We start from the raw sequence: 26,013 nt of genomic DNA on the forward strand, positions 1-26,013 counted from the left end.
GTTCGGTCACATAGGGTAAAAGGGAGTCTGGTATGGAAAGAACCCGCTTGACACCCCCACGTTGAATGGTCATCACACGCATTGAGAGATGGACATCCTCCCACTTAAGCGTAGAGAGTTCACTAGGAGTTAATCCTATTTGAGCGATTAAAAGGGCAATCAGTTGACCATCCACTTGAGATGATTCCTGAAAGAGGGGACTCAAATCTGCCCTTTCTACTGTCTTTTCTTGTGTTTTCACTTGCTTTTTGGGCTTTAGCTTGTACAAGCGTTCGACCAGTTCTTGTTCGTATAGGTAATACAAATACTGATTCACCGTCGATATTTTCCGCCGTTGGACGCTTGGTTTTAGCTCCAATAAACTGGCTCCATACAGGGCTAATTGCCCAGCCGTCAGTTTCCCATCGATTCGCTCGAGAAATTGAAGTAAATCATAACGATAAGCCAACTGTGAATTCGAAGACAAGTCTTTACTAGCGATAAAATGGTCTAATTCTAATGTTAGGTCCATGCTTCCCTCTTATCTATCAAACTGATAATGCGCAAAAGGTTCATGATCTAGGGTGTAAAAATCAACTAAAATTTGGCTTTCTTCAATGGTCAGAAGGACATACAACTTCTCCTGAACAGCTCCTCTGGGTTGACTGACAGACCCAGGATTAATAAACAGGGTTGCCCCTCTTTTTTCTACAGATGGTACATGCAAATGTCCGTAAATACAGATGTCTGCTCCTTCTTGCTGAGCCCAATAGTCTAATTTTTGCCAGCTGAAGTTGATTCCATAAAGGTGCCCATGTGTCTGAGCAATCACAAGGCCATCAATCGTTGCCACCATATTGTTAGGAAACAAACCAGGGCGATCACAATTCCCAGCGACGACCAAAACATCCTGTAAGACCGGATCAGTAGGAGCTAGTTCGGAGTCTCCATTATGAAAGAAGACATCTGCCTGATCCTGATAATGACGCTTAATCTGAGCGATTACTTCACGATCTCCATGTGAATCGCTCATAATAATTAGTTTTGTTGTGCTTGCCATTTTGGAAATTCCTCCATTAATTTTTCCAATGCCTTTGCCCGATGGGATTGCTGATTTTTCTCTGTCACAGTCAATTCTGCAGACGTCCGGCCAGTTTCTCCGACCAAGAAGATGGGATCATAACCAAAACCATTGTCTCCTTTCGGAGCCGTCGCAATATAGCCTGGCCAATCTGCTTCAACAACCAAACTATCTCGGCCTGGACAGGCCACTACGAGCGTACAATGAAATTGAGCCGAGCGTTTCTCTGTCTCAAAGACCATGGCTAGTTCATGTAAGAGCTTGGCATTATTTTTAGCATCTGTCGCTTGCGGTCCGGAAAAACGGGCAGACCAGACCCCAGGCAAACCACCAAGAGCATCCACTTTTAAACCGGAATCATCTGCTAATACAATTTTCCCTGTTTCGTTTGAGATGGTTTCAGCTTTTAAGCGAGCATTCTCTTCAAAGGTCATACCGGTCTCTTCTACATCGGACAGTTCCGGGTATTGGTTGAGATTTTCTACTTGATAGCCCAACCGTTCAAAGAAGGCTCGGAATTCCTTTGTTTTTCCTTCGTTCTTGGTCGCGATTAGGATCGTCTCTCCAAAATCATACTGTTGGCCTGTTCCTTGACCAAACAACTGCTCTATGGTCATCTCTCCATCTGGTAATTCCAGGTGGAGCACGCGATCTCCAGCCAAGACCAGGAGGGCTCCCCTATGCCGACGGACACTCCACTGCTGATCCATCCGCGTCTGCAACATCTCGACCACAAAAGATAGAAAAGCAAAGTCATCTCCATCTTTCTGGATCAGATGAATCTGAGGGGCACACGGGTCGTCCCCCTCCTCTAAGCCAGAGAGAGCATAGAGCTTTTCAAGAAGAGATGCTAATCGAGTCCGTTCGAACCCACCCTGCTTCCCAAAAAATCCAGAGAGTTCCAGTTTTTCTCCAAATTGTCCAACAAACCAGTTTTGCTGATCTTTATATTCGAGGATTTCTTGTTTCATAATTCCACATGCTCCACTTCTACTGGACGCCCCAACCATTCTTGGGCGATTTCTTTAAAGGTTTCGACCCCTGCGGTTGTATAAAAGCGGGGCTCCCGAGTGACCTGGTCTCGGCTATGGTTAATTTCAAAATAATTGAGCAAGACTGAAATATCTCGCGCCGTTTCAGCTCCTGAATCAATTAGGGTAACATCCTTTCCAAGGACATTCTGAATGATCCTGCTGAGCAAGGGGTAATGCGTGCATCCTAAGACGAGTGTATCAATCTTCCCAACCAAAGGCTGTAAGGTCTCATAAACAACCTTTTTAGCTAAACTAGAAGTTGCCTCATTTGATTCCACTAATGGAACAAACTTCGGGCAGGCCAACGAATGAACCTTGGCTTCCGGCATGAGCAACTGAATTTTTTGACGGTAGATATCTGACTCAATGGTCATTTGTGTCCCGATGATGCCGATTTGCTTATTGTGGGTCTCCTGAATAGCCGCGCTCGATCCCGGCAAGACGACCCCTAAAACAGGAATATCCAGGGCTTCTTTGACTTCTTCCCAAACGACTGCAGTCGCTGTATTGCAGGCCAACACGATCATTTTGACATCCTTTGAAAGCAAAAACTGAACTAACTGCCAGGTATACTCTCGAATTTGCTCCGCCGGTCGGGGCCCGTATGGCGCTCTGGCTGAATCTCCTACAAAAACAACCTCTTCATGTGGTAATTGGCGCAGACACTCTCTGACGACCGTAAGTCCACCGACTCCTGAATCTAAAAATCCGATTGGTCGATTGTCCATCCTTACTCCTTATATTGGTGTTCAACTGAGTCCTTCTTATCGCTCATGCAAAAAGGACTTGAGAAGCTTCTTCCCAGTCCCTCTATTTTTATTTCTTTCCTTGGCGTTGGGACGCTTTGATTTGGCGCAAAGTCTGCTGAATCTTGGCTTCGCTAGGCTTTTGTCCCATATTTGACATCATTACTCGAAGCGCATTTTCGTCTAAAATAGGTTTATCCGCAATAAAACTTTGTACTTGACGACGCGCTAAAAAGGCGCCTAATACCATTCCACCAAGTAGAGCAACAATAATCAATAAGATCGCAATCCAAATAGGCATAATCTAATTCTCCTTCATATTCTGTTGATATTATATCAGATTTCACTCGCTTTTACAATGAAAAGTCTAGTTTTCCCGGTCCATCGAATAGCCATACAAGGTAGCAAAATAGTCTTCTGGTGTTTCCGCCCGGCGAATGACTTGTTCTGACCCGTCCTCATGTAGTAAAATTTCAGCTGAACGGAGGCGTCCATTATAATTATAGCCCATGGAAAAGCCGTGAGCCCCTGTATCATGGATCACAAGAAAATCTCCGATACGTGGCTGAGGTAAGGAACGGTGTTTCGCAAATTTGTCATTATTTTCACAGAGCGAGCCCACCACATCAACCACTTCTTCCGCTCCATCTGGATTGGACAGGTTGGTGATATGGTGATAAGCATCATACATTGCTGGACGCAAAAGATTGACAGCCGAAGCATCTACACCTACATATTGGCGGTAGGTTTTTTTCCGATGAAGAACCCGAGTAATCAAATGTCCATGAGGGGCCAACATGAAGCGGCCTAACTCTGTATAAATGGCTATCTGCCCCAATCCAGCTGGTTCAAGAATCGCTTCATACTGTTTCCTCACTCCCTCTCCGATGGCAAAAATATCATTTTGCTGGTTATTAGGACTATAATCTACTCCAATACCTCCTGATAAATTGATAAAATCTAGTTCAATCCCGATTTCTTCCTTGATCTCAACGGCTAGTTCAAACAACTGAGCAGCTAGCGTTGGATAGTAGGCATTGGTCACTGTATTGGAGGCAAGAAAAGCATGTAAGCCAAAAGACTCCACTCCCTTTTCTTTTAGCTCACGATAGCCTTGAAAAAGCTGGGCCTTTGTCATCCCAAACTTAGACTCCTCTGGGTGATCCATAATGTCTGATCCCAATTCAAAGACCCCGCCTGGATTATAGCGCAGGGACAGGCATTTGGGAAGGCCAGCATTTGCTTCCAAAAAGGCAATATCTTCATAGGCATCCAGGTTAATCATCGCTCCAATCTCACGAGCGTAGACAAATTCGGATGCCCCAGTGTCATTGGATGTAAAGCTAATCTCATGTTCCCTAAAGCCGACTGTTCGACTCATCATTAATTCCACATCTGTAGCACAGTCGACACCACAACCTTCTTCCTTTAAAATCCGTAAAATAGCAGGATTGGGGGTCGCTTTGACCGCAAAAAACTCCTTAAAACCTTGGTTCCAAGAAAAAGCCTTATATAGGTCTCTAGCTGTTTGCCGAATCCCCTTCTCATCATATAAGTGGAAAGGGGTCGGGTAATGCTGACTCAAGTTCTGAATCGTTTCTAAATCCACAAAAGGGTGCTTGTTGTTTGGGTTATTTTTCGTCTTCATTCTTCTAGTATACCATAATTCCTCGACTGTACTGTCTTTGTAAAAAAAGGATCAGCTCGTAAATTTTCCGATTTTTCTTGCAATCTGATCTCAAAGGCATATAATAAAGGGGAAGCAAACGTAAAGGAGAACGTATATGTTAGAACTGACTAGTGATTTCACTCAAGAACTCTATGATTCCTACGAAAGCAATCCGAAGTATCGGGCCATGGAAAATGCCATCACGCACAATGGCCTTCTCAACTCCCTTAAGACACGGCAAGCTGCTATCGAAAACGACTTTAGCTTTTCGATTGACTTGACCAAAGACCCCGTTTCAAATCAAAAAGCGTCCGGGCGTTGTTGGATGTTCGCAGCACTTAACACCTTCCGCCATAAGCTCATTCATGATTACCAACTGGAAAATTTCGAATTGTCTCAAGCCCATACTTTCTTCTGGGACAAGTACGAAAAATCTAACTGGTTCTTTGAGCAAATCATCGCTACAGCCGATCAAGACCTCGGTAGTCGAAAGGTCAAGTTCCTCTTGGACACCCCTCAGCAAGATGGCGGACAATGGGACATGGTCGTCTCCCTTTTTGAAAAATATGGGGTCGTTCCAAAATCCCTATACCCTGAATCCATCTCCTCTAGTAATAGTCGTGAGCTGAACCAATACCTGAATAAACTACTTCGACAAGGGGCACAAGATCTTCGCGAAACTATTGCAGCAGGTAGAGATGTGGAAGCAAAACGCAAAGAGCTCCTCAAGAAAATTTTCCAATTCCTTGCGGCCAATCTAGGTCTACCACCACGTCACTTTGATTTCTCCTACCGGGATAAAGACAACCAATTTCACACCGAACAAAACATCACCCCTCAAGACTTCTTCAAAAAATACCTGAATCTCAACCTATCCGACTATGTAGCGGTTATCAATGCGCCAACTGCTGACAAACCTTACGGAAAATCCTATACTGTTGACCTCTTAGGAAATGTAGTTGGGGCGCCTGCTGTTCGATACATCAACCTTGAAATGGATCGTTTCAAAGAATTAGCTATCGCTCAGTTACAGGCAGGTGAGACTGTTTGGTTTGGTTCTGATGTGGGTCAATTTAGCGATCGTAAAGCAGGGATCCTCGCTACGACGACCTACAATTTCCAGGATGCTCTGGACTTGAATTTCCACCAGGATAAGGCCGGGCGATTGGACTACAGTGAATCTCTGATGACCCACGCCATGGTCTTGACCGGAGTGGACCTGGATGAAACTGGCCAGCCCCTCAAGTGGAAAGTCGAAAATTCTTGGGGTGAAAAAGTCGGCGACAAAGGCTACTTCGTCGCATCCGATGCTTGGATGGATGAGTTCACCTACCAAATTATCGTCCGAAAGGATTTCTTAAGGGAAGAAGAACGCACAGCTTATGAAGCAGAACCAATCCTCCTTGACCCTTGGGATCCAATGGGTGCTTTAGCCAACTAAGCACCCAAAACGGCTCCTTCTTTACAAGAAGCTATTTTACCACTTATCCACCATATCAAAAGTCCTGAAAGTGTTCTTCACTTTCAGGACTTTTCTAGTTTTAAAAGGATGAGGTAAGAAATTTTCTTAATCACGGCTTCCAAAGATCCGAAGGAGATATAAGAAAATATTGATGAAATCAAGATAGAGTTCTAAAGCAAGAGAAACAACCCAACCTTGTCCAGCATGGCCACCTGTTTGTTCAAACACATACCGAATGCGTTGGTTATCATAGGCGATCAATCCAGCAAAGATCAAGACCCCAACAATGGAAATGATGAAGTCCAAACCTGAACTTCCTAAAAACATATTGATCAAACTTGCGATGATAATTCCAATCAAGCCTGCATAGAAGGCGCGAGCCATGCCAGACAAATCACGCTTGGTCACTGCTCCAACCACAGCCATCACACCAAACATCAAGGTTGCGGATAAGAAGGCATTGGTCACTGTTCCGACACTATAAAAGGCTAAAATGAAACTAAGCGTATACCCATTCAAAGCTGAATAAGCGATGAAAAGTGGCAAAGCATTTCGTGAATTCCGCACCGCTGCTCGACTGGCACTAAAGACAAGGAAGACTTCCAGAATCATGAGTCCCCAAACCAAGAACCGACCAGATCCACTCGTCAATACGGAAAGCAAGGCTTCTTGGAAAACGGTCAAACTCAAAAAAGAGACCAAGGCAGAGATACCGATTCCCAATCCGACAAAACCATAAACACGCGCATAAAATCGATTTAAGGCGCTAACTTCAGTTTGATTGATAATCACACGATCATTGTTCATATCATTTCCTACTTTCTAATTTTTTCATTTTGTACACTAATTATATCACACTTTAAAAAAACAAGCTTAAATAAAGTGGAAAAGCAAAATCCCTGTTGCAACCGCAACATTCAAACTTTCAGCCTGCCCTGGCATCGGGATATGCACGAGCTGATCTGCTAGTGTCGCTACTGTTTCCGAAATCCCCTGTCCTTCATTTCCCATAATGAGCGCAAACTGATTGCCGACTGATAGCTGACGATAATCGACCGACTGATCCGACAGGGTTGTGGCAAAGAGAGGAAGATGTTGTTCCTTCATTTGTTTTAGCAATACTTCAAGATCCACACGATAGACAGGTAGATGAAATTGACTTCCCTGCATCGAACGAACGACCTTGAGACTGTACAAATCGGCAGATCGGTTTGACATAAAGACCCCGTCAAACCCAGCAGCGTCTGCTGTTCGGATCATCGTCCCAACATTTCCTGGATCCTGCACATCCTCTAGGATGAGATAGCGCCCCTTATACTCTACTGGTAGACTATCATTGGGAAGGGCCACTTCAGCCAAAACTCCTTGGGGGCTTTTGCTATCCGTCAAGTAGTTTAAAATCTCTTTGGAGACCACTTTCACTTTTTGGAGATCGTTCAGCCGATCCACTTGGTCTTCTAGGACAAAGATTTGGAGGATCTGGGCCCCAGACTTTTCAGCCTCCTCCAGAAGATGCCACCCCTCAATCAGATAACTAGATGTTCGGTATTTTCTCTGCAGTAACTTTTTAACCTGCTTGACGGTTGCATTTGCTTTAGAGCAGATAACTTCCATTTTGAGCTCCTTCATTTGATACCACTCATGATATAATAAAGTCAGTAAGAAGTCAAAGGAGAGTGCCATGAAAAAACTAAAAATGATTGCTTCCGGTCGCGTTCAAGGTGTGGGATTTCGATGGGGTGTCAAAATGCTAGCCGACCAACTGGGAGACATTCAAGGAGCTGTTTGGAATGAGGACAATGGGACAGTAACCATTCATGCTCAATCCAATCAAGATGCTAAATTGAGCCAGTTTGCTCAAGAAATCCGCAAAGGTCCGACCCCTTTTTCAAAAGTAACTTACTTAGATATCACCCTCAGCAATTTCCCAGACTATCCAGACTTTCGAATCCAAAACTAAGGATAAAGCTTGTCTAATCTAGTAAAAAACAGTAAAATAAGAAAAGACAATTTTTAGATAAAAGGAAAAGTGTAAACGTGAAACGAAACAAACGACTATTACTAGCTAGCTTAGCTGGAATCATGCTATTGGTCTTGTCTGGCTGTGTCAAGACTGGATCTGATGGGAGACCGACAGGAGAAGGAATTATTTATAACTTCCTGGTCCGTCCGATGGGAGAGCTCATCCAATTTTTCGCCAAAAACGTGGGGCTTGGCTACGGTTTAGCCATCATCATCGTGACCATCATCGTCCGGCTCATCATCTTGCCGTTGGGACTTCGCCAGTCCTATAAGAGTGCCGCTCACTCCGAGCGAATGATCTACCTCCAACCGATCCTTGGTCCCATCCAAGAACGGATGCGCAAAGGAGATGCAACGGAACGGATGGCTGCGCAGCAAGAGCTCTTAGCGACTCAAAAAGAATATGGGGTGAGCATGCTGGGCGGAATGGGATGCCTTCCGCTTCTGATTCAAATGCCTTTTTTCACTGCTATTTTCTATGCCGCACGCTACACTGCAGGAGTTGAAGGGGACAGCTTCCTAAACATTCCATTAGGAACACCTAGTATGATTCTGACAGCTGCTGCAGGGATCCTCTATCTCCTACAAGGCTATATGTCCCTATACAACCTGGATGAGACCCAACGCCGACAAATGCGTTCTATGCTCTACTTAAATCCAGCCATGATTATCATCTTCTCAATTATGAGCCCTGCTAGTGTCACTCTGTACTGGGTGGTCGGAGGAATCTTTACCATCGTCCAACAGGCCATTACAAACTACCTCATTCGACCAGGATTAAAGAAAAAATCGAAGAAGAGTTTAAAGATCGCCCACTCAAACCTGTCAAATCTGCGGCTTCTACTATGAAGGATGTAACGCCCCAAACGGACCGGGCCATTGAGCAGAAGAAACAGAAAAATCGTAATCGAAATGCTGGTAAACAGCGTTCTCGCTAACCCCTATCCTGATCCAAGGCCTCCTTTAAAGGGTCCTTGGATTTTTTCTTGAAAGAAAGACACTGAAAAAGAAGAGGCTGGGACAAAAGTCCTAGCCTCTCAATTGTTTTTGGATTGTCGAGCAAGACGCAGTGGTTGAGTGGGCTCTACGACGCTGATTGCATCAGCATTTACAGCTCGACTCAACTGTGCGGAGGGGAGACGGCGAAATCGAATTCTAAGGAATGACCGATTTCTATCCCACTCTCTTCTTTTGATGTATCTCCAGCATTAGACAGAAGTTTTTTCAACTTTCAAAATCTTAACATCGTAGCCACCTGCAGGAGTGACAATCGTTGCGATTTCTCCTGTATGTTTGCCAATCAAGGCTTGTCCCATTGGGCTTTCATTGGATACCTTATTGGCAAAAGCATCTGCTCCAGCAGCCCCTACGATATAATAGACTTCTTCATCGTCTTCGCCTACTTCTTGAATCGTAACAGTCTTTCCAATCGCTACCTCATCTGCTGCAACAGAGTCACTGTCCACAATTTCCGCATTGCGGATTTGGTTTTCAATCGTAGAAATTTGTCCTTCCACAAAGGCTTGTTCATCTTTTGCTGCTTCATACTCGGAATTTTCAGAGAGATCTCCGTAGGAACGCGCAATTTTAATCCGTTCGACCACTTCTGGGCGACGAACTAATTTTAATTCTTCTAATTCTTTTTCGAGTTGTTCCTTTTCTGCAAGGGTCATTGGAAATGTTTTTTCTGCCATGTTTCTCTTTCTTTCTATTTTTAATGTTTTCAGCAAAGAGGACGGAGGATCTAGCAGATCCCCCTGTCTTCTCTTATACTCCAAGTTTTTCTTAATTTCCGGACGAACTGGAACCGGTTAGGTAGGCATTGACATGCTCTGCAACATTCTTATTGTGTTCCTCAAGTGTCTGAGCAAAATAAATGTCCTTGTTTCTTGATTGCATATCAGCTACAAAATAATAATAATTGGTCTGATTAGGCTGGATCGTCCATTTAATCGCATCAATACTTGGACTATCTACTGGTCCAGGCATCAATCCTGTATGGATATAAATATTATAGGGTGAATCCATTTGAGTATCGACCTGAGCATCATCTGCAATGGTAGAGGTAGACCCTAAGTTTCCAGCTGCGTAATGTAAGGCAACATTGGATTGCAAAGGCATCCCTGCATTTAAGCGGTTGTAAAAGACGCTCGCAATGTTCCGGCGGTCCTCATCTCGGACGCCCTCTTTCTCGACCAAGGAAGCCAGAGTCAAGATTTCATTGACAGAATAGCCCGACTTCTCAATCTGACTGTAATAGCTTGTTAGGTAAGTATTTAGCGTTCCTAGCATCTGATCAATCAGGTCTTCTACAGATTCCCCTTCATGATAGTCATAAGTCGCAGGATAGAGGTAGCCTTCTAACTGGTATTTCACTCCTGAATTGGCTGCAGGTAGACTGCCCAATAATTGAGGATACTTTTCCTTCATCCGCTGGATAAAGCTGGTATCTTTTACAGCCTTTAGGAAGGCATCCGAAGTGTAAGGGGTCTTATCTGTTGTATCGTCCGTCATGACATTATCGGAGATATTGGCCGCAATCTGATCAATGGTGTAGCCTTCAATCACCCGGACACGACCTAGGACAGGCTCCGTTGCCGTTTCACTTCCCTTATCTTGTAAGGCTTGTGCAATTTCATCTACAGACATCGAAGGGCGCAGGTTGTAATAACCACTTTGAAAATTATTGTAACTCTTCAAACGAGCATAAAGAGAAAAAATCGTTGCATTCTTTATAAGTTTCTTCTCTTCTAGTAGTTTCCCAATTTGAGAGGTCGAAGTTCCAGATGGAATTTCCACTTGGACATAGGTCGTATTGCTCCGATCAAGTGGTCCTAAACTACTCGATACGTAGTTCCACCCGGTATATCCAGCAATGCCCAACCCAATGATAAGAATTGCAATAACGGTCAAAGCAATCTTTCGTGAAGCTCTTTCTTGCCGTTTTAACTCTTTCTTCGCTTTCTTACTATGCGTGTGTCTGCGACTGGCTTTCGTATCCTTTCGGGGCATGTCGTCCTCGTCTTCTGTCAAAGATTTGTCTGTAAGGGGAGGGGTGAGTTGGACTGTCTTTTCATCTAATGCCTCTTCTTTGACTTCAACCGTATCCTCACGGGTGCTTTCTGCAGGGACAAGAGGCTCAGAAAAGACACGTGTAGCATCTGAATCAAGGCTTCCTTCTTCCTCAGGAAGGCTCCCTGCTGAACTTTCTACTGCTTGATCAGCCTGGTGCAATTCTGCCTCCTGTTGGGCAACCATCTGACGAAGCAGGGACAAGTTGCGTTCCACCGTATCCTGATGAACAGAGTCGCTAGACTGCTGTTGGTCTGTCAGTTTGGCTTTCTCTTCATTTCCTTCTAAATGCTGAGGGCGAGACTGATAAGATTGACTTTCAGGACGGCCTTCTGTGTGTTTATCGTTTAAATCGTTTGCCACAATCCATCTCCTTTCACACAATAAATGATATTATATCTTAAATAGTACATAAATGCAAGAAAATCAACGATAGCGGGCCTTTTGAAAGGTTTCAAGAAAGTTTCATAGTTATTCTCGCGCCTGTTTGACTTCTTTTCACTCCATCTCCCATCATTTTCAAAAGAGGTTCTAAGGAGCCGGCCAGTACATATCATACCATTCTTGGCCACCAAAAGTAGAAGCTGATAGGCCTCGATCCTCAAATCCATGCCGTTCATAAAAAGAGAGGAGATAATCATGACATGTCAAGGCAATCCCTTGATAAGACTGTGCTACTGCGATTTCTTTGAGTCCTGCCAGCAGAAGAGTCGCTAGACCTTGGCCCTTGAACCCTTCTGCTACGGATAAGGAGGCAATGGACAAGTAGCGGTCTTGCCCATGCAGGGAAGCTGGATCTAAAAAGATCGCATCTGCTACCGTATCCCGGTCTGAAGGAACTGCAATCAAATAGGCCGCCACTTGGTGATTCTCCTCCAGTACCAAGCAACTCTCTGGTAGTTTGGTTGCGTAATAGTAGAAGCTATCGTCTTCTATCTTTTCACTAGGGTCAAAATTATCGGATTCAATCGCGATTATTTCCGAAAGATCCTCGGGTTGTAAATTCCTTAATAACATCCGTACATCCTTTCTTTCCAAAAGGAAAGAAGAGCTTGGCTAGATTCCAAACTCTTTATCCTTCTTATTGAACATTATGGGAGAGATTGCCTAACAGTTGTTCAAAAGCATATTCGTAAGACTGAATATCTCCAGCCCCCATAAAGACATAGACTGCATTGTCATGATCCAATAGTGGAGAAACATTCTCCAGGCTGATCAAACCACCTGCTTTCGAAACTTTTGCAACCAAATCCGCCGAGCGGACTTCGCCCTTATCGACTTCACGCGCAGAACCATAGATCTCAGCCACATAGACGGCATCAGCTGCCTCTAAGGCCTCGGCAAATTCATCGAGCAAGGCGATCGTCCGGGTAAATGTGTGCGGTTGAAAAACAGCTACGATTTCTTTGCTTGGGTATTTTTGTCTCGCTGCATCAATCGTTGCAGAGATTTCGGTTGGATGATGGGCAAAGTCATCAATAATAACCGTCCCATTCACAATTTTTTCCGTAAAGCGTCTCTTCACCCCTGCAAACGTTTGAAGATGCTCCCGTACCAATTGCAAATCAAACCCTTCTGTATAAAGGGTGGCAATAACAGCTGTCGCATTCATGACATTGTGGCGACCAAAAGTAGGGATATGGAACTCCCCCAACTCCTTTTCATCATGCCGTATACGGAAAGTAGAGCCCTTGGTAGATGGACGAACATCATAGGCTATAAAATCATTGTCCTCTCCAAATCCATAGTAAAAAATAGGAGCGCTTGACTGAATCTCACGTAAGTACGAATCTTCCCCGTAGACAAATAAACCTTTTGTCACTTGCTTTGCGTAATCATTAAAGGCATTGAAGACATCGTCGATACCAGTGAAATAATCTGGATGGTCAAAGTCAATATTGGTGATAATGCTGTATTCAGGGTGGTAGGGTTTGAAATGCCGCTCATATTCATCTGCTTCAAACACAAAGTACTGGGCTTGAGCTGATCCACGTCCTGTCCCATCCCCAATGAGATAAGAAGTGTCTGTAATGTTGTGCAAGACATGCGCTAGCAAACCAGTCGTAGAGGTCTTCCCATGGGCCCCCGCAACTCCAAAACTGGTAAACCCTTTCATGAACTCCCCTAAAAACTCATGGTAGCGCTGATAGGATAGTCCCTGCTCTTCCGCTGAAGCAATCTCAACATTGTTATCTGGGCGAAAGGCATTTCCGGCAATAATATTCACATCTTTTGAGATATTTTTCGTATCAAAGGGGAGAATAGAAATCCCCGCCTGCTCCAATCCTCTTTGTGTGAAATAATATTTCTCTACATCACTTCCTTGCACAGGATAGCCCATTTGATGCAAGAGCAGAGCAAGTGCGCTCATACCCGATCCTTTAATTCCGATAAAATGATAGGTCTTGGTCATAGATTTTCCTTTTCCATTTGTGTGAGATTGAGTTCCTGAGCGATCTGCCGGTTACGCTCTTGTTGACGTTCAGGGTAGTGATACACTTGACTTTTTTTCAAAAAATCATAGCTATTGCGTGGTCGCTCTTGTCCTTGGTCTCGATCTTCCTTGTCTAGCGAGTAGACAGTTGGCATATCTGCTAGGATATACTGTTCTTGGCGGAGACGTTGTCCTAGACGGCTCAATCGAGCAGAGTCCTCTTCTCCCTCAAGGGGAGCTGGATTAGATCTGTGAGGCGGATGGTAGGGACGATGAGAGGGAGCATCCTGCAAATAAGGCGCCTGTCGCTTCCTTTTGATGTCCTCATGCGCTTCCTCACGAGCCAGTTGCCCTAGACTTTTTGTACCATCCTGCCGTGGACGACGGCTAAGAGGTTCTTGAACGGGCATCTCCCTCTGAGACCTTTTCGGGTGAGCTAGAGGGGGAGGAACCGGACTTGTTGGATGAACAGGAAGAACTGGCGGACGCTTCCCCTCCTCCACTTGTGAAAGACTGTGCGAAGTGAGTTCAGGAGTTTTTTTTCCTCCTACCGTCGTCGTTTCGAGTCTTTCCCCATAATTTTTTTCCTGATAGGGACCTGTTATATTACTGATTAAATCTGTTTCTTCATAGAGATTCATATAAGGGCGATCCACGATTACTGGCTCGTTATCCGGCAGTAAGGGAAAGCGATTATCAAACATCGTCATAGGCTCATCCTTTCAACAGACTATTATAGCATATTTCCACTATTTGGGCTGAATTTGGCTTCTTTTTCGAGGTTCTCTTCAATCCCAAGAATTTCACGAATATCTTCTGCAGTCAGACTAGCCCGACTTTCATTTCCATCCAAAACAGCGGTCACCAAGTGTTTTTTACGCTCTTGCAGCTCGAGCATTTTCTCCTCAATCGTCCCTCGTGTTACCAAGCGATAGACCTCAACCGTCCGTTGCTGCCCCATCCGGTAAGCACGACTAACCGCTTGCTCCTCGACAGCAGGATTCCACCAGAGATCCACTAGAATGACCGTATCTGCTCCAGTGAGGTTGAGACCGATTCCTCCAGCTTTTAAGGAGATCAAAAAAGCGTCTCTACTACCAGCATTAAAGGCAATTGTCATCTCTTGTCTTTCTTTTGCCGGCGTTGAACCTGTCAAGAGATAGTGATCCAAACCAAGCGCTTCTACTTCTTTTCCGATCAAGTCCAACATCGACCTAAATTGAGAAAAAATCAAGACACGATGATTTCCTTCTTTTAACTGGATTAAGAGCTGACGAAGAGTCTCCATCTTTCCACTATCAGCCGTATAGTCCTCCAGAAAAAGTCTAGGAGTGTCACAAATTTGACGAAGGCGGGTAATCCCTGATAAAATCTGGAGCTTATTCCGCGAGATTTCAGCATCTGTCGCTTTACTGACCGTTTCTTGCATTTGTCGCAACTGGGCCAGATACAAGCTCTTTTGGTTGGGAAGTAGATCGTTTTGAATCGTCACCTCAATCAAGTCTGGTAGCTCCATAAGGACCTCTTCCTTTTTTCGTCTAAGGACAAAGGGACGAATCAGGCGGGAAACCTCTTGAGGGGACAGCTGGAGAAAATCCTTCTTAGAAGGAAGCAAGCCTGGCAGAACGATTTGAAAAATAGACCAAATTTCCGTTAGACGATTTTCAATCGGAGTACCTGATAAGGCAAAACATCGTTTGGCTTCAAATTCTCTCAGGTATCGTGCCAGCTTGGTTTGGGCATTTTTCATCGCCTGCGCTTCATCCAAAATCAAATAATCAATCGTTTTCATTTTATACTGAGCCCTATCTTGACGAAAGGACGTATAACTCGTGATGATCACTTGTGACGCACAATCCAACTGACGAAGACGCTCTTCCTTGGTCCCATAGACAACACTGGTTTGGATATGCGGAGCAAATTTTTGCCATTCTTCCTGCCAATTGTAAATCAAACTAGAAGGAGCTAGGATCAGGACCTGGTCCTTGTTTTCTAAAGTCGCTGCTAAAAACGCAATGGTCTGAAGCGTCTTTCCCAAGCCCATGTCATCCGCCAAAATCCCCCCAAATCCATAGTGGTCTAGCATAGACAACCACTGAACCCCAATCCGCTGGTATTGGCGCAAGCGCGCTCGAACACCACCTTCTTTCAAAGGATAAGCTTCAGGATGAGATAAGTGATAGGCCATTTCTCGAAAGTCCTCTGACCAGTGGATCAGCGGACTCTCTTCTGTTACTTGAGATAATTGATAAGAGGTGAAAGGGGACAACTGTAGGCGAGCATGCTCCTGTTTCGTCGCTCGCAGGGCTACTAAAGAAGCGCTAATCCGCTGTGTTTCTTCATCAAAGAGATGAATCCGCCCATCCTGCGTTTGGTAATACGTCTCATGATTGAGCAAGGCCTGCATGGCCTCTTGAATTTCCTCTTCCGCAATATCTTGAAATTGGAAGGTGACCTCCAGGAAATGGGATTGTCGGTCAATCAAAATCTCTGGCCGTTGATCCGAATACTGGGCTGCTAGGCGTGGGGAAAGTGTCACCTGACCGCTTTTTTGAAATAGGGGTAACAGCTGGGTGAAAAAATGGTACAGATCGGTCTTCCCAGACTGATAAGCGGTGAAAAACCCTTCAAAACCAGCATCCGCTATGAGATGTCGAACTTCCTGTAAATGCAAATAATGGCACGTAAAAGGAAGGTGATCCAGCATCGTCTGACTGATGACCTGCGTTCCTGAAAAATCGAGTCGGAGCTCCAAGGTTAACCCCTTTTCAGGAACAAGATCAAACATATACAGAGCGGTAAAATCATACATCCGCAAGGCCTCAGGGGCCTCTACTTGTCCCAAGACAGCTAATTTCGCTAGCGTCTGTGCGAGTTTGTGTCGATCGTGAAAATGAACCTCCAAAACCCGTTTCCCTTGCTCATTCTTCTCCATCTGTTCCCATTCTTGAAGCAAGAATTGTTGCGCCGCATCCAACTGGTAAATCACTCCACGGAAAAAGAAGAAACGATTTTTAAAGAGAGAATGACCGTCCGCTTCTTCCATTGTGAGGGTCATATGATGCGTGTGCACCTTGACTCGAAAGGAAAACAGTCCATCTTTTGCTTCCAAAGGAAAAAGAGGAAGACTGGTGTAGCTTTTTTTCCCCACAATGAATTGGAAATCAGCCAAGGCAGAAAGGAGACGGACCCCTTCTTCAAAGCTATATAAGGGCAGACGGACAACACGTCCGAACTGCGTCAAAATAGAAGAATCAGCCCTTGTTTTTTCAGGTAGACAAGTCCACAAAAAATGAATCAGATCTTGGCTAGCTGGATCAAACTTCGCTATCTTCAAGGGTTCATAGTAATTCTTTCCAAGCTGATAGCAGGCTCCTCGGCGCACAATCTGCAAAAAAGCCGCCATATCCCGAATAATATAAGTCCGCCCACCCGGAGAACGAGAAATCCAAAACTCCCAATCGATATTTTGATCATAAGGAGACAGGACCCCTTCTACCTTGAGTTGGTAAGAAACCGAGGTGTCTTTTTCTTGACTTCCAAGAAGTCGGTCTAGAAAGATGCTCCCCTCAGTAGCCCGTTCTTCTTTTTGGCGAATTTCATCTGCTTGTTGAAAGCTCTCAGCTAATTCACGACCAAGAGGATCATTTTTTAAAAAGTACTCTACGGCTGCCAAATGGGAACAATAGGACTTTTGGGTAAAGGTAGAACAGGTACAGGCTAGTCTTTCATCCTTGCTTGCATACTCGAAATGCTCCTGGTCTACTTCAAAGACCAGTAAGCCTGCTTCTTCTTTTTGAAATTGAATTCTTCCATCTTGATAGAGTTGAATTCCTTCCTGACGAACCCAACCTGGCATCAATCGACCCATACGCCACTCCTTCACTTAATCTTTTTATTATAGCATAGAAGGCTTAAAATAGCCTAGATAGATCATCTCTCCAAGCCAAAGAAAAAGGACGGAGAGAATCTTCCATCCTATTTGATCTTTTTTATTAGCTGATTCGATGATTGATCTAATAAAGCGGATTCATCGGCAAACGCATCCTCTTTTGAGCTGAATCTCCTTATTTCCTCTTACGGGCAATCAGGTGAATCGGAGTTCCTTCAAAGACAAAGGCTTGACGGATTTGGTTTTCTAAGAACCGCAGGTAAGAGAAGTGCATGAGCTCTTCTTCGTTCACAAAGACCACAAAAGTCGGTGGTTTGGTTGCAACCTGGGTCGCATAGAAGATTTTTAGGCGCTTTCCCTTATCCGTCGGCGTCGGATTAATGGCAATGGCATCCATGATCACGTCATTTAAGACGGCTGACGGGATGCGGGTATTTTGACTCTCACTGATTTGTTTGATCAATCCCGGAAGTTTATGGAGACGCTGTTTGGTCCTTGCTGAGACAAAAATAATCGGGGCATAACTGATATATTGGAACTGGTCCCGGATGTCTTCTTCCCAATTCTTCATGGTATGATTGTCTTTTTCAACTGTGTCCCATTTATTGACCACGATAATCATGCCCTTACCAGCCTCATGAGCGAATCCGGCAATCCGTTTGTCGTACTCGCGGATTCCTTCTTCTGCATTGATGACCATAAGGACGACATCTGATCGGTCAATAGCCCGCATGGCCCGCATGACGGAATATTTCTCTGTACTCTCGTAAACCTTACCAGACTTTCGCATACCAGCCGTATCAATCATGGTATATTCCTGACCTTCGCTATCGACAAAAGTCGTATCAATCGCATCACGGGTGGTTCCAGCAATCGGACTGGCAATGACCCGGTCTTCCCCTAGAATGGCATTGATTAGGCTCGATTTCCCAACATTGGGACGACCGATCAAAGAGAATTTAATCATGTCAGGATTTTCTGGTTCGATTTCATTGGGCAGATTTTCCACAATGGCATCTAAAACATCTCCTGTCCCGATCCCATGCACAGACGACACCGGATAAGGGTCTCCTAAGCCTAGGGCATAGAAATCATAGATTTCATTACGCATTTCAGGGTTATCGACCTTATTCACCACTAGAATGACCGGCTTATGGGTCTGGTAGAGGCGACGTGCGACATACTCGTCCGCATCGGTAATCCCTTCCTTTCCGGATACGACAAAGACAATAACATCTGCCTCATCCATGGCGATGTCTGCTTGATGTTTAATTTGCTCCATAAAAGGGGCGTCGACATCATCAATCCCACCAGTATCAATCAAAGAAAATTTGCGATTGAGCCATTCTCCTGTCGCATAAATCCGGTCTCGGGTCACCCCTTCGACATCTTCGACAATGGAGATCCGCTCCCCCGCAATCCGGTTAAATAAGGTCGATTTCCCAACATTGGGACGACCGACGATGGCAATCGTTGGTAAAGCCATAATGTTTCTCGCTTCTATAATAATTTGTGTTGTTCAAGTAATCGTTTGGTTTCTGCTTGCTCTTTCTGGCCAAATTGTTGGACAATCCGTTCGGACCAGAGATTTTGCTGGCGACTTCCGGCATAGGCCGTTTGGACCGCATCATAGGCCTTGATCGTAGCAGTTGTCTGTTCTTGATAGACCTCTTCGAAAACCACCGTTTCATAGGGCAAACGTGGTTTGACCGGATGATGCTGGTCTGGTTTCCCCAAAGCCAAGGAAAAAATGGGATAGGTGTAGTCAGGAAGCTGGAGCAAGTCCGCTATCTCCGTCGAATGCTGGCGTAAGAGCCCCATCATCACCCCACCATAGCCCAGACTTTCCGCAGCAAGTAAGGTATTCTGAGCGACCAAGGCCGTATCTACAGAAGAGATTAAGAGGTTTTCTGGTCCCTTAGCATCAAACGTCGCATCATGAAGTGTTGCCGCCTTACTAGCCCGATTTAAATCGCCTACAAAGACCAAGAGGGTGTCGCAGGATAAGACTGCCGGTTGACTATCAATCGCATAGAAGGCTTCCTTTTTTTCTTGGGAGCGAATCACGATGATAGAGGTCGACTGGAAATTTTTCCAAGACGAAGCGGACCGGCCTGCTTCGATGATTTCTCTCAACGTCGCATCGGGAATTCTCTCGTCGGTAAACCGACGGACCGAAATATGCCGTTTCATCACGTCTATGGTTTCATTCATAGCGTCGGTTCACCCCTTCTAAATGGATTTCCTTAGCTAGGTAACGGATACGTTCCATGACACGCTTGGCTTGCCAAGTCTCATCGCCGTTTCTACCCGCAGCAAAATGGCGCTCCAAATCCTTGAAAGAAAAGTTCGATGTAAAAAAGGTTGGCAGATTTTCCTGCATCCTATGTTGGAGGATCACCTGCAGGACATCATCTCGCACCCAAGCACTGTGTTGCTCTGCCCCGATATCATCTAGGATCAGGACTTGAGCAGACTTGATATCATCGATTTTTTCCTTGACAGAGGCATCTTTAATGGCATTTCGGATATCAACCGCAAAAGTAGGGTAGTGGAGCATGGTCGTAGCCAATTGGTGCTGTTTGGATAATTGGTGTGCCAGATACGCCATCAAGTAGGATTTCCCAATCCCAAAGTGACCAAAGAGGTATAAGCCTCGCTGGATATCTGGTGCAGAGGAAATGACCTCTTGCAAGGCCTGATAAACTTCAAAACGATTTTCATCCTGAAAATCTAGATCCTTCTGCGTAATGGCCCGTAAACTGGCCGGTAAGCTAATCAAGCGAATGCGGTTTTTGACGGCCTCTTCTCGACGAAAGTCTATCAACTCCTGTGTCTCCAGATAGGACACATCCGCATACCCTTCATTCATGATGAGGATCGGCTGATAGCCGGTTGCGATCACATCTTGAGAGTGGGCAGCAAACTTTGCCTCTTCTGAGATGAATTCTAGAAATTTCGGAATAGACCGCTCAATCTCTTGTTGCGTCATTTGATGCTCCGCTATAAACTGGATCACGCGGGGGTCTGTCATCACAGATTGGACAATTTCTTCATAGGTTGCACGACTCTGGTTTTGTGCGGAAGATAATTGGTTCTTAATGGGCTCCATCTAGTCACCTCCTTCTTCTAATGCTTGGAATTGCTCGCGAAGAGCCGCCATTTTAGCTTGACCCTCTGCGGTTTTTTCTGTCTTGACTTCTTTTTTACTCCACTCAGGAATGTTCGTTCGCTGGTTCGTGGTTGGCGCTACGGATGCTTTCTTATCAGAACGCCCTTGTTCTCGGAGAGTTCGTAAGGCATAAACCGCTTCTTCTGATGTATGGATCCCCTTGTAGGAAAAGTCATTGGCGACCTTTTTGGCATACGTTTCATTAATATTAGCTGAATCCACACGGTTCAGGGTATAGAGAACCACGACATTGATCACTTCATCCAAAAGACCTAGTGCTGCCAGGTCCTTTAAAAGGGCTGTCTCTGACGGCATGACTTGGGCATTTCGGTTCTGCTTTAGAAGAACCAAGAACTCTTTCGCGGAATGCGACTTGGCCTCCCGGGAAACCGCCTGCTCTTGTGCCGTAAGATCTTTCTCCTTCACTTGTTGCGGGCGCAACTGTTGCGCTAATCGCTTCATAGAAAATGTTCGACCCACCGCCGTTTTTTTGGCCAACTGATAAAGATCCATCCAAGACTGCCCTGTCTTATCGGCTAGCTGATACAAGGCTACGGTATCGGAAGACCGGTCTTCGAAATGATACTGTTCCCGTTGCATCATGCTTTCAAAGGCCTCGAGTTGAAAATGCGGGATACCAGATTCCCTTTCTCCTTCCGTCTGTGACGAAACAGGGCTTGACTGCCCATCCATTTCAAATACAGCCGAGAAGGATTTGCTGATATTTTCTCCTACAGGATCCACCTGTTCTTGCAATTGTTCAAGTGCCGGCTCTCCGATGCGTTGAGCTAAAAGTCCTGCTAAAAGAGGTTGCCTTAGAAAGCGGTCTCGAGGTAAAGCCGGTCGAAGGAGAAGGGTCGTGTGTTCCTCCTCTCGATACAATTGCAACAAGCCTAGTCCACAAAGTCGATCTAAAGCCGCTTCTAAGCGATCCATCCCCATATTCAGGTGATTGAGTAGATGGCTGAAGGTATAGGTTTCTTGGCCATTGTCATACTGAGATACAAGGTAGTGATACAAACTAAAGGCTTCCGGTCCCAAAATCGGCAAATAACATTGGGCCAAACTGATGGAATCTAAGCTAATCTTGGACTTCCTTAAATAGGAATAGGTTTGATTTGGTCTCATACTAATCTTGTTTTTTACGTTTTTGGGAGTTGGTAATCTGTTTCAATAGCTTCTCAATCTCGCTCACATCCTTAAAGGAACGGTAGACAGAGGCGAAACGGACATAGGTGATTTCATCCAATTCTGCCAATTCTTCCATAACCAGATTGCCAATGACATCACTTAGTACTTCCCCGTCACTCTGTGCCCGCACGCGTTGTTCGATGCGGGATACCACTTCATCAATTTCTGAAGTGGACACCGGTCGTTTTTGAGCAGAACGGATGATGCCGTTAAAAATCTTTTCTCTTGAAAATTGCTCCCGTGTCCCGTCTTTTTTGACCACCACCAAGGTTTTTTCCTCGATCCGCTCATAAGTTGTAAAGCGGTGACCACAATGTTCACATAATCTGCGACGTCGGATGGTATTCCCATCTTCAGCCTGCCGACTGTCTACGACACTGGATTTGACACTATTACATTTTGGACAGCGCATATACATTCTCCTTCTTATTCCTATCAGTTCATTTTACCACAAAAGAGAGCAAAACAAAAGGAAGCATCTTGCTTCCTCTTGGTTTATATAGTCTCTTCAGGGACAGAAGGATTACTGGCCTTTTGTTGCTTCAAGCGGTACTCCGTCCATTCTCTCATCAATCGATAAATCACAGCAAAGACTGGAACAAAGAAAATCATTCCCAATAAGCCAAATAGACTTCCTCCAATCAGAGCCGCTGCTAAGGTAAAAAGAGTTGGTAGACCGACGGATCGACCGACGACCCGAGGATAGATAATGTTTCCTTCCACCAACTGCAAAATGGCATAAATGATCACTGCCAAAAGGGCCCGCAAAGGATTTTGCGTCACAATAAAGAGAGCCGTAATCGCACAGGCCGACATGGGACCGATATAAGGAATGAAGCTTAGGACTCCCATCAAGACACCTGCCATCTCCGCATACGGGATTTGGGCAATGGAATAGGTCAAGTAGGTTAGAAAGCCCATAATAAAGGCTTCCAACATCTGTCGCATGAGAAATTGGCTATAGGTTTCAGAAATCACCTTTCCTACATAACTAACAATCCCAGAAATACGCTTTGGAACAAAAGCTTCCATCAACTGATTGGTCATGGATTTGAGATGCTCTTTTGCCCCTAAAAAGCTTAGTGTAAAGAAGAAAGCCATCACCCAGGTCAGAATACTTGAAAAAATACCATTTAGATTATCAATCAAGCCAAATAAGATAGAGGGAGCATAGGTCGTAATGGTGTTGAAATTCGCATAGGTCCGAATCGTCTCCAAAGCCTGATTTCGAAGCTCCTCAGTCAACAAGCCCCGCTTTTGCAAGTAGTTCACCCAGTCTGGGGCGTTAGTGCTGACATACTGGACAAACTCTTGGATCGTCACCGTCATCGTGGGAATAATGATCATCATAATCCCTGTCACCACGAGAATAAAGCCAACGACAACTCCCAAAATAGCAAGACCCCGTTTGGCCACGCGGAGGTATGGTATTTTATCAAAAATTTCCTCGAATTTTTTCATCGGGACATTGAGAACAAAGGCCAAAATCGCTCCAATAATGAGGGCATTCATACTCCTTAAAAGAGTCTGCAGCATTCCATAAATATCATTATAGTGGATCACTCCCAAAATAACAGCTGCTGCAAATAAGATGAGAAGGGCTTTTTCTTTAAAATCGTGACTTACTTTCATCGTACTATTCCTTATCTCTGTTTAAGAACTATTATACCGAAAGTCTCCAAAATAGCAAGAACTGCTTTGGTTTCCAATCACATCCCTTTGCGTCAAGAAGACGAAAAGGGTGGGACAGAAATCGGGAATTCCTTAGAATTCGATTTGGTCGTCCCACCTCCGCACAGTTGAATCGAGCTGTAAAAGCGGATGAAATCAGCCTAGTAGGGCCCACTCAACCACTGCGTCTTGCTCGACAATCCAAAAACAAAAAAGAGGCTAGGACTGTTGTCCCAGCCCCAACTGGGCCTAATAGATTTCTATCTGGTCACTGATCGCCAGGTCTTGATCGACCAGCTCCTCCTATTCTCCTAAATCCATTCGAGTGTAGTTCAGAAGAAGGGAACTAATCAAGACAGAAAGGGAGCTAAAGGCCATGGCTAGACCAGCCAGCTCTGGATTTAGTGTGAAACCAACGCTAGCAAAGAGACCTGCAGCAATCGGAATCCCAATCACATTGTATACAAAAGCCCAAAACAGATTGAGCACAATCCGGCGGAAGGTCTTCTTGCTCATCTCCATAGCCCGTACGACCCCCATTAAGTCATTATGAGTCAGGATAATCCCACCTGATTCGATGGCAATATCGGTCCCAGATCCCATCGCGATTCCGACATCTGCAATAGATAAGGCAGGGGCATCATTGATCCCATCCCCGACAAACGCAACCTTCCGGGTTCTTTGCAAACGCTGGATTTGTTCTGCCTTTTCCTGCGGTAAGACATCAGCAATCACATGATCAATCCCTACCTGTTCTCCAATCGCTCGAGCCACTCGTTCGTGATCTCCTGTCAGCATAATCGTTTCAAGGCCTCGACGTTTGAGCTGACGAATGGCTGCTTTAGAGCTCTCTTTTGGAGCATCCTGGATAGCGATCAAGCCGATGACTTCTGCTTCTACAGCCAACATCACGACCGTCTTTGCTTCATCCTGAAGTTTGCGCATCGACTCCTGTAACTGGACAGAGAACTGTCGACCCTCTTGGAATTTCGCATTGCCTAGGTAGGCCATCTGTCCTTCGACTCGGCCTTGTACGCCCATTCCTTCCACAGCTTGGAACTCTTGAACTGGTGGCATCGAAACCTCGCTATCTTTTGCAAACTGCAAGACTGCCTGTGCCAGAGGATGCTCTGAATATTCTTCTAGTGCAGCAGCGATCGATAGGACACGATTGCGGTCTCCGACGATATCGGTCACCTCCGGTTTCCCCTTGGTAATGGTTCCGGTCTTGTCAAAAACAAGGGTTTGAACGCTTTGAATTTCTTGTAATACCGTTCCGTTTTTGATGAGAACCCCCATCTTAGCCGATCGTCCGGTCCCCACCATGAGAGCGGTTGGAGTAGCTAAACCCAGTGCGCAAGGGCAGGCGATAATGAGAACCGATACCCCATACAAAAGCGCCTCGTTCAGGCTGACCCCAACAATCGCATACCACACCATAAAAGTTCCGATTGCTAAAATGGTCACAAGGGGTACGAAAATCTTTGAAATCTTGTCTGTCAGGTCTTGGATCGGAGCGTGACTAGACTGCGCTTTTTTCACAAAATCCACAATCTGCGCTAACAAAGTGTCTGAACCGACCTTCTCTGCTCGAAAGATAATCGTTCCATTCGTATTGATGGTAGAACCAATGACGGGATCTCCAATCCCTTTGCTCGTTGGCATGGGTTCTCCTGTCACCATAGACTCATCAATCTTGGTTTTTCCTTCTGTGACCACTCCATCAACAGCGATTTTCTCTCCCGGACGGACACGAATGAGATCCCCAATCTTTACTTCTTCCAAAGGCACAGAGACATAGTCCCCGTCTCGATAAACCTGAGCTGTTTTTGCTTGTAAGTCGAGCAATTTTTCCACTGCCTGGGAGGCACTGCGACGCATGCGTTCTTCAAACACCTGTCCCAAAAGGATAAAGAATATAATAAAACCAGCACTCTCAAAATAGACCGGTAAGTCAGGCGTGAAGAGGGCCACTAGACTATAGACGTACGCTACCAGGGTCCCAAGAGCGACCAAGGTGTCCATATTGGCATTGTGCTTTTTAAAGGAGGCCCAGGCAGATTGAAGAAAACCTCTTCCTGAAAGGAGCATGATAGGAGTCGTTGCTATAAACGTTCCCCAGCGCATCCACTCGTGACTGAAGAGACCCGTGTACATCCCAATCATCAATAGCAATAAGACGGCAGAAAACACCGTCGCTAAGAGAAATCGTTCCCAGGTCCCCCATGGACGGCGACTGGATGGTTCCACAACCGTGTAGGTTCCTTTTTGCATTTTCATCCCACACGAAAACTCAAATTCCCCCGTTTCCTGAGGGGTAAAGCGAATGACCCGCTCTTCTCCTTCCGCAATCGGCTCTAAAATCCCCTCGTGTTCAAATAAAATTTCTTTGTAACAGGCTGAAGGAGTCGTCCGATGAAAGGTCAGCTCAGCCGGAACTCCCTTTTGCAGTCGGATATGAGCTGGGTGGTAGCCCTTTTCTGCCCTAATTCTGATCTTTTGAATGCCATTTTCTAAATTGGCCATATGTAGTTCTGACATATTCTCTCCCTTATACACTGTGCTGGACATACATTACGAAAAGGCCA

The 26,013-nt window shown here is 45.2% G+C and carries 23 protein-coding genes and 1 pseudogene; 3 read left to right on the plus strand and 21 right to left on the minus strand.

The window, feature by feature from the left end; all coding sequences use genetic code 11:
• The 6 genes from xerD to STRDD13_RS04375 form a co-directional block, all read right to left on the minus strand.
• Nucleotides 1–511 (minus strand): site-specific tyrosine recombinase XerD (xerD, locus tag STRDD13_RS04350; protein ID WP_082781177.1); only part of this gene is annotated, 511 nt, incomplete at its 3' end.
• A gap of 9 nt (nucleotides 512–520) precedes the next feature.
• Nucleotides 521–1,039 carry a metallophosphoesterase gene (locus STRDD13_RS04355; RefSeq protein ID WP_067102351.1) on the minus strand — a complete coding sequence of 173 codons (519 nt, stop codon included), beginning with the start codon at nucleotides 1,037–1,039 and terminating at the stop codon, nucleotides 521–523.
• Nucleotides 1,018–2,031 carry a nucleoside-triphosphate diphosphatase gene (locus tag STRDD13_RS04360; protein ID WP_067102354.1) on the minus strand — a complete coding sequence of 338 codons (1,014 nt, stop codon included), beginning with the start codon at nucleotides 2,029–2,031 and terminating at the stop codon, nucleotides 1,018–1,020. Before STRDD13_RS04360 ends, STRDD13_RS04355 begins: the two co-directional genes overlap by 22 nt.
• The gene (gene racE / locus STRDD13_RS04365) at nucleotides 2,028–2,822 is read right to left on the minus strand and encodes a glutamate racemase (protein WP_067102357.1); all 795 of its coding nucleotides are present in this window, start codon (nucleotides 2,820–2,822) and stop codon (nucleotides 2,028–2,030) included. Before racE ends, STRDD13_RS04360 begins: the two co-directional genes overlap by 4 nt.
• Nucleotides 2,823–2,910: 88 nt before the next feature.
• On the minus strand, nucleotides 2,911–3,141 hold the full coding sequence (locus STRDD13_RS04370; protein WP_067102360.1) for a YneF family protein: 231 nt from the start codon (nucleotides 3,139–3,141) through the stop codon (nucleotides 2,911–2,913).
• Nucleotides 3,142–3,207: 66 nt separating this feature from the next.
• Entirely contained in the window at nucleotides 3,208–4,488 is a 1,281-nt protein-coding gene (locus STRDD13_RS04375) for a diaminopimelate decarboxylase (protein ID WP_067102363.1), read from the minus strand.
• Between the two features lie 136 nt (nucleotides 4,489–4,624).
• Between STRDD13_RS04375 and pepC the strand changes: the two genes are divergently transcribed.
• Entirely contained in the window at nucleotides 4,625–5,950 is a 1,326-nt protein-coding gene (pepC, locus tag STRDD13_RS04380; RefSeq protein WP_067102366.1) for an aminopeptidase C, read from the plus strand.
• Nucleotides 5,951–6,076: 126 nt separating this feature from the next.
• Here the strand turns inward: pepC and STRDD13_RS04385 are convergent, their stop codons facing one another.
• The gene (locus STRDD13_RS04385) at nucleotides 6,077–6,778 is read right to left on the minus strand and encodes a Bax inhibitor-1/YccA family protein (protein ID WP_067102369.1); all 702 of its coding nucleotides are present in this window, start codon (nucleotides 6,776–6,778) and stop codon (nucleotides 6,077–6,079) included.
• Between the two features lie 66 nt (nucleotides 6,779–6,844).
• Nucleotides 6,845–7,585, minus strand: coding sequence for a TrmH family RNA methyltransferase (locus STRDD13_RS04390; protein ID WP_067102372.1), 741 nt, complete (start codon nucleotides 7,583–7,585; stop codon nucleotides 6,845–6,847).
• 67 nt (nucleotides 7,586–7,652) lie between these two features.
• On the opposite strand from STRDD13_RS04390, the gene STRDD13_RS04395 reads away from it, so the two are divergent.
• Both STRDD13_RS04395 and yidC read left to right on the plus strand, forming a co-directional pair.
• Nucleotides 7,653–7,931, plus strand: coding sequence for an acylphosphatase (locus STRDD13_RS04395; RefSeq protein WP_067102377.1), 279 nt, complete (start codon nucleotides 7,653–7,655; stop codon nucleotides 7,929–7,931).
• 77 nt (nucleotides 7,932–8,008) lie between these two features.
• Nucleotides 8,009–8,931, plus strand: a pseudogene (yidC, locus tag STRDD13_RS04400) (membrane protein insertase YidC).
• A 270-nt stretch (nucleotides 8,932–9,201) separates the two neighbouring features.
• On the opposite strand, the gene greA reads toward yidC, so the two are convergent.
• The 13 genes from greA to STRDD13_RS04465 form a co-directional block, all read right to left on the minus strand.
• Nucleotides 9,202–9,687 carry a transcription elongation factor GreA gene (gene greA / locus STRDD13_RS04405; RefSeq protein WP_067102380.1) on the minus strand — a complete coding sequence of 162 codons (486 nt, stop codon included), beginning with the start codon at nucleotides 9,685–9,687 and terminating at the stop codon, nucleotides 9,202–9,204.
• Between the two features lie 91 nt (nucleotides 9,688–9,778).
• On the minus strand, nucleotides 9,779–11,428 hold the full coding sequence (mltG, locus tag STRDD13_RS04410; protein WP_156471244.1) for an endolytic transglycosylase MltG: 1,650 nt from the start codon (nucleotides 11,426–11,428) through the stop codon (nucleotides 9,779–9,781).
• Between the two features lie 168 nt (nucleotides 11,429–11,596).
• The gene (locus STRDD13_RS04415; protein ID WP_067102383.1) at nucleotides 11,597–12,082 is read right to left on the minus strand and encodes a GNAT family N-acetyltransferase; all 486 of its coding nucleotides are present in this window, start codon (nucleotides 12,080–12,082) and stop codon (nucleotides 11,597–11,599) included.
• A 64-nt stretch (nucleotides 12,083–12,146) separates the two neighbouring features.
• A complete protein-coding gene (gene murC, locus STRDD13_RS04420) occupies nucleotides 12,147–13,478 on the minus strand; it encodes a UDP-N-acetylmuramate--L-alanine ligase (protein ID WP_067102385.1) in 1,332 nt (443 codons plus the stop codon).
• Nucleotides 13,475–14,209, minus strand: coding sequence for a divisome accessory protein ZapJ (locus STRDD13_RS04425; RefSeq protein ID WP_067102388.1), 735 nt, complete (start codon nucleotides 14,207–14,209; stop codon nucleotides 13,475–13,477). The genes murC and STRDD13_RS04425 overlap by 4 nt, the downstream gene beginning before the upstream one ends.
• A gap of 23 nt (nucleotides 14,210–14,232) precedes the next feature.
• Nucleotides 14,233–17,370 carry a pilus expression-regulating Snf2 family helicase gene (locus STRDD13_RS04430; protein WP_067102391.1) on the minus strand — a complete coding sequence of 1,046 codons (3,138 nt, stop codon included), beginning with the start codon at nucleotides 17,368–17,370 and terminating at the stop codon, nucleotides 14,233–14,235.
• 196 nt (nucleotides 17,371–17,566) lie between these two features.
• Nucleotides 17,567–18,877 carry a ribosome biogenesis GTPase Der gene (der, locus tag STRDD13_RS04435; protein WP_067102396.1) on the minus strand — a complete coding sequence of 437 codons (1,311 nt, stop codon included), beginning with the start codon at nucleotides 18,875–18,877 and terminating at the stop codon, nucleotides 17,567–17,569.
• A gap of 14 nt (nucleotides 18,878–18,891) precedes the next feature.
• Nucleotides 18,892–19,605 carry a nitroreductase family protein gene (locus tag STRDD13_RS04440; RefSeq protein ID WP_067102397.1) on the minus strand — a complete coding sequence of 238 codons (714 nt, stop codon included), beginning with the start codon at nucleotides 19,603–19,605 and terminating at the stop codon, nucleotides 18,892–18,894.
• Nucleotides 19,598–20,503 (minus strand): primosomal protein DnaI, encoded by a 906-nt coding sequence (gene dnaI, locus STRDD13_RS04445; RefSeq protein WP_067102400.1) that lies wholly within the window; start codon nucleotides 20,501–20,503, stop codon nucleotides 19,598–19,600. The genes STRDD13_RS04440 and dnaI overlap by 8 nt, the downstream gene beginning before the upstream one ends.
• Nucleotides 20,504–21,691, minus strand: coding sequence for a DnaD domain protein (locus STRDD13_RS04450; RefSeq protein WP_067102402.1), 1,188 nt, complete (start codon nucleotides 21,689–21,691; stop codon nucleotides 20,504–20,506). It abuts the gene before it with no gap.
• Nucleotide 21,692: 1 nt separating this feature from the next.
• Nucleotides 21,693–22,166: a transcriptional regulator NrdR gene (gene nrdR / locus STRDD13_RS04455; protein ID WP_067102404.1), complete on the minus strand. Its 474-nt coding sequence runs from the start codon at nucleotides 22,164–22,166 to the stop codon at nucleotides 21,693–21,695.
• Between the two features lie 83 nt (nucleotides 22,167–22,249).
• Complete coding sequence (locus tag STRDD13_RS04460; protein ID WP_067102407.1) at nucleotides 22,250–23,386, minus strand: AI-2E family transporter; 1,137 nt, start codon at nucleotides 23,384–23,386, stop codon at nucleotides 22,250–22,252.
• A gap of 342 nt (nucleotides 23,387–23,728) precedes the next feature.
• Complete coding sequence (locus STRDD13_RS04465) at nucleotides 23,729–25,966, minus strand: heavy metal translocating P-type ATPase (protein WP_067102410.1); 2,238 nt, start codon at nucleotides 25,964–25,966, stop codon at nucleotides 23,729–23,731.
• Nucleotides 25,967–26,013: the final 47 nt, after the last annotated feature.

The sequence above is a fragment of the Streptococcus sp. DD13 genome, from assembly GCF_001578875.1.
Taxonomy (GTDB): domain Bacteria; phylum Bacillota; class Bacilli; order Lactobacillales; family Streptococcaceae; genus Streptococcus.